Genomic DNA, 4,369 nt, shown 5'->3' on the forward strand with positions numbered 1-4,369 from the left:
AATTTTTAGGCATAAATGACCATTTCATACCGGTAGAAAATCCAGCACCTCCTCGCCCTCTAAGCCCTGATTTCTTAACCTCTTCAACGATGAAATCTCTACCTTTATCAAGCAAAGCTTTAGTATTCTCCCAATCGCCTCGCTTCTTGCTAGATTTCAAATCATGGCTTTGCTGCCCATGCAGGTTAGTAAAAATTTTGTCTTCTTCTTTTAGCATAAACTATTCTCGTTATGGCTTAAAAACGTCATTGTGAGGAAAAATTGAAAATTTTGATGAAGCAATCTCATGCCAAAATCCTGAGATTGTCATGCAGGCTACAGCCACTCGCAATGACAATAAAGCCGGCCCAAGCAACAATGCCTGCTCGCAATGACGATTCTTTACCTTTCTATTACTTTTTTATTAAACTTCCTATTAACAAACATTGTAAGTATCGGAGAAGCTTATCTAAATCTAGTGCCTTACGGTAGTAATATTGAAGGGATAGCAGCCGGCAGTTATATTTACTTCAATCGTGACCTAAAAGATTTAAATTTGATCGATATTCTAAGCCTTGCAGTAATCCCACAAAATCCGCTTAAAAGAGGCGGGAATGATATTAATATTTTTAAAGCACGTAAATATCTATTTACCAAGTGGCTCACGATTCACCCACAAGATATTATTTATAATAAGTTAATTAGTTTGCCGGTTAAATTTAATCAAAATAAAAAGCTTCCTTTTATTGCACCGCATTTTACTTTAGACATACTAGCAAATAATGATAGCCCTATTATACGCACTACTATAGATAAAAATCTGCAAGCTACTATAGAACAACAAGTTCGCCTATATATTAATGATCGGAAAAAATATGGCATTAATAATGCCTCCGTAATTCTTATTGATTTTACTACTATGGAAGTGCTTGCAAGTATTGGCTCCGGAGAGTTTTTTAATAACGATATTTGTGGACAGATTAACGGCACTAAAAGCCATAGATCTCCAGGCTCAGCTTTAAAACCGTTTGTCTATGCACTTAGTTTTGATCAATCACTAATACATCCATTAACTTTACTAAAGGATACACCTACTTACTATGATTATTATAAACCGGAAAATTTTGATAGTAGGTTTGCAGGCGGTTTAAGTGCTAGAGAATCGTTAATAAAGAGCCGTAACGTACCTGTAATATTTCTAGCATCTAAGTTAAAAAACCCGAATTTTTATGAGTTCTTACAACAAGCAAAAATTAGCGGCTTACGAAAACCTGAAAATTACGGTTTATCTATAGTGCTCGGCACAGCAGAAATTACTCTTGAAGAGTTAATTACTCTTTATGCTATGCTTGCTAATTTCGGTACTTATAAACCGCTTAGAAAAGTAACGTACTTGCTGTTTGGGTTGGGGATTTCAAAGGGCAAACTCACGGAACATTTACGGGTAATATTGCTGCAGCCCCTTTATTCTTTAATATTATCGAATCCATAGCTAGACCAAATAAAGATGAGGATTTAATCCTTTCAAAAATTAATGCACTAAATATTACTAAAGTAAAAGTTTGTGCAGATACGGGAGATATCGATAACGATATGTGTCCGGTTAAAGCAGAAACCTTATTCATTCAAGGCAAATCACCGATAAAACAATCCGGTATTTATAGAAAAATGTTGATAGATTTAAAAACTGGTATGCCTGCTTGTAACTTTATTAAAGGACAACCAGAATATAAAACAGTAAATTTATGGCCAACAGATATGCTTGCGGTTTATCAAAAAGCAGGAATACATATATTACCGAAACCGATATCTACAAACCATTGCAATAGGTTGACAAATTGGCATCATCAAAAACCTAAAATTATATACCCGTTAAAAAATTCCGTACATTCAATTAAACATAGTGATAACATTACTTTTAGTGCGATTAGCGATAATAAAACCAACAACATTTTTTGGCTTGTAGAAAATGAATTAATAGCAACCGCGAAACCAAACGAAGCAGTAATATGGAAAGCAAAAACCGGTGAATTTATTATTAGAGCTATCAGCGATAGCGGCGAAAGCGACAGTATAAAAATTTATATTAAAGAATAGATTAGCGGCTATATATGAAATTTAAAATTCCCACAGAAATTGAGATTAAACCTTTCACAGAAGAAGAAACTACTCTTGATTCTTTCAAAGCAAATATTCTCAATACATTGACTGCAGTGAATTATTCACTAATACCAGCAGGGAAAACACCAAAAGCTACAGAGTAGTAATAGGGTTACCTTATAGCGGAAAAAACACATTTTTAAATGCTCTTGAGAACAACCTTAAGATTAACGGTGAAGAATTTACATTTGATAAATTATTTGATTTTGAAACAACGCCGGAAATTCAGCATAAATATGAACCGGCTATATATGATCCCCAAAAATTTGAAATTGCAGAAAAAGCATTTTGGGAATGCTCTAACGGAGTACCCGATACAGTGCAAGAGTTAATCAATGTATTTTTCATTCAAAAGCTAGTTCAAATGACCGATAAATTAAAATTTATCATAGTAGCAAAAAAAGAGACCGTAAAATCCCCTAGTATCTTTAACAGGATTATAGAAGACTTTAAAAATATTTTTCCTACAGAAGAACACAAAAAATTAAAAGGAAATGTTATATGCGTAATAACACAACATAATGAAAATAATCATGAAAACATTATACCGATGTACAAAATAGCATTGCTATTAACAAGGATATATTAGAATTCTCTGATATAAAATTTTTCTATAAACCTACTTCTCAAAATGGGTGAATAAACCTCTCTCTAGAACTAAAACACCTAGAAGAGCAAAAAGGAGTACAAAATTTAGAGATAAAGCAGCTAAATTCATTGTTAAAGGAACACAAGACAGTCTGATAGAAAATTTACATACACAAATACAGATAAATGTAGAATGTATAATTAATACTATCCAATCAATTTTTGAAGACTTTAATGTATATACACCTCTTAACTACTCAAAATTTTTTAATTATAAGGGTTATATTAAACCATATTTACCAAGTTCCCCAATACAATACCAGCTATAGAAAAAACTCTTTCTTGTTTTGAGGGATTAGCACAATTATCAGAATTTCAAACTATCATATTAAACAAACAAGCTAATAACCTTATAGGGGTAATATTGCAAATTTTAGACTCTATTGAGAAATTCACAGACAATAAACCGGTTATTCAAGCTTACTGATATGTATTAAACCTACAAATTAAAGAATTATCATTATTTGAAGAAATGTTATCTACAACATGGTCTCAATCCAATGATTGCTATAGTTCCTTAATTGAAATATGATTCATACAAAATCACTATCTATCTTCTATAAAAAATATAGAACCTAAACACGACCAACCAGTGCAATATTATAAAAAGCCATAGAGTGTAAATAAGTACTCGGACAAAGCAGAAGTGACTCAAACTATAGCTAGGCTGCTACTTAAAATAGGCGATATATTGAGCGAAGCAGAAGATTATAATGAAGCTCTAACATGTAATGAAGAACTTCAAGAAATGTACAATAAAATCGACGATATGCTATTTAACTTAGGACGTGAAGACCCAGGTATCATATTTTATAGAAAGAATAATAAATTAGACTCTATATTAAAATGTTATGACAGTCTTATAAATAAGGCTGCAAAGCCTATAAAATATGATTTATATGGCCCAAGGAAACGAACTTTACTTTCAAAAACAACAGGAAACAGATGCTGCAGAATCATATTTTAAAACAGCTGGTGTTGTACGTGATCCTCAAAAACAACGAGATGCAATGCTTATGGCATACAATATTCTGAGGAAACCCAAATAATAATGCAATTCAACAAACAGATATTTCAGAACAACAACAAAGAGAGGGATATCTTAATGGTATAATCGGCGATATTATTGATCTGTGACCTTTCACTGGTATTAAGCGGCTTATTATGCCTCTCTGTCATCCCGTGATTTATTCACGGAATCCAGTAAAACATATAAAAATTTATTTTTATATGTTTATTTTGTTAAACATGTAGTGTAGGCAACAATATTGAAGTTATTTTTTCTGGACCCCATGGTCAGGCCACGGGGTGACAGTGAAAAACCGATGAACGCTCACCTTGATTTATCTATCTCAGTAAATCATTTATTCTTACTTTAGCTCTAGTAGTTTTATCAACTTGTTTTACGATAACTACGCAATAAAGTCCAGGCTTACCGGCTTCCTTAGCAGGTAATACTCCTGGAACTACAACGGAATAAGCCGGAATTTTGCCGTAAATAATTTCACCTGTATCTCTGTATACTATTTTTGTAGAGCTACCGATAAACACCCCCATACTAATTACTGCTCCTTCCTCTACT

3 protein-coding genes and 3 pseudogenes are annotated in these 4,369 nt (G+C 32.8%); 4 read left to right on the top strand and 2 right to left on the bottom strand.

From position 1 onward, the window contains the following. Positions 1–217: pseudogene (locus BG75_RS01325) on the bottom strand (NADH-quinone oxidoreductase subunit F); the annotation flags it as partial. A gap of 222 nt (positions 218–439) precedes the next feature. Between BG75_RS01325 and BG75_RS09395 the strand changes: the two are divergent. The 4 genes and pseudogenes from BG75_RS09395 to BG75_RS08125 all read left to right on the top strand — a co-directional run. Next, a pseudogene (locus tag BG75_RS09395) lies at positions 440–2,076 on the top strand (penicillin-binding transpeptidase domain-containing protein); the annotation flags it as partial. A gap of 14 nt (positions 2,077–2,090) precedes the next feature. After that, complete coding sequence (locus BG75_RS08600) at positions 2,091–2,243, top strand: hypothetical protein (RefSeq protein ID WP_196242458.1); 153 nt, start codon at positions 2,091–2,093, stop codon at positions 2,241–2,243. A 215-nt stretch (positions 2,244–2,458) separates the two neighbouring features. Continuing rightward, a complete protein-coding gene (locus tag BG75_RS08945; RefSeq protein ID WP_012150467.1) occupies positions 2,459–2,728 on the top strand; it encodes a hypothetical protein in 270 nt (89 codons plus the stop codon). 705 nt (positions 2,729–3,433) lie between these two features. Continuing rightward, positions 3,434–3,754, top strand: a complete 321-nt coding sequence (locus tag BG75_RS08125; RefSeq protein WP_252903569.1) for a hypothetical protein — start codon at positions 3,434–3,436, stop codon at positions 3,752–3,754. Between the two features lie 380 nt (positions 3,755–4,134). Here the strand turns inward: BG75_RS08125 and dapD are convergent. Then, positions 4,135–4,369 (bottom strand): annotated as a pseudogene (gene dapD, locus BG75_RS09400) (2,3,4,5-tetrahydropyridine-2,6-dicarboxylate N-succinyltransferase); the annotation flags it as partial.

This window comes from Rickettsia endosymbiont of Proechinophthirus fluctus (assembly GCF_001602635.1).
Classification (GTDB): domain Bacteria; phylum Pseudomonadota; class Alphaproteobacteria; order Rickettsiales; family Rickettsiaceae; genus Rickettsia; species Rickettsia rickettsii.